A 236-nucleotide genomic window follows, 5' to 3' on the forward strand; every position below is an offset into this window, starting at 1 on the left:
CGGCAGCGTCAGATGTGTATAAGAGACAGGTGGATGCCGTGGTCGATGACCACCTGGTTGCCCCAGCCGCTCGCGCGCCAGCTCATCGCCTACTCGGGCACGACCGGCTACTCGACCGGGTGCCACCTGCACTTCGGTGTCTACGAGGACTGTCTCTTATACACATCTCCGAGCCCACGAGACGGAGCTACATCTAGGAGGGGGGGTTTGGGTTGGGAGGGGGGGGGGGGGGGGGG

At 64.8% G+C, this 236-nt stretch carries 1 protein-coding gene; it reads left to right on the forward strand.

Going from position 1 to position 236, the window contains the following annotated elements; all coding sequences use genetic code 11:
• Positions 1–12 precede the first annotated feature (12 nt).
• A partial coding sequence (locus ACR9ZK_RS23465; RefSeq protein ID WP_481344313.1) for a M23 family metallopeptidase occupies positions 13–236 on the forward strand: 224 nt, incomplete at its 3' end.

It is taken from the genome of Monashia sp. HAY1-5C (assembly GCF_056755255.1).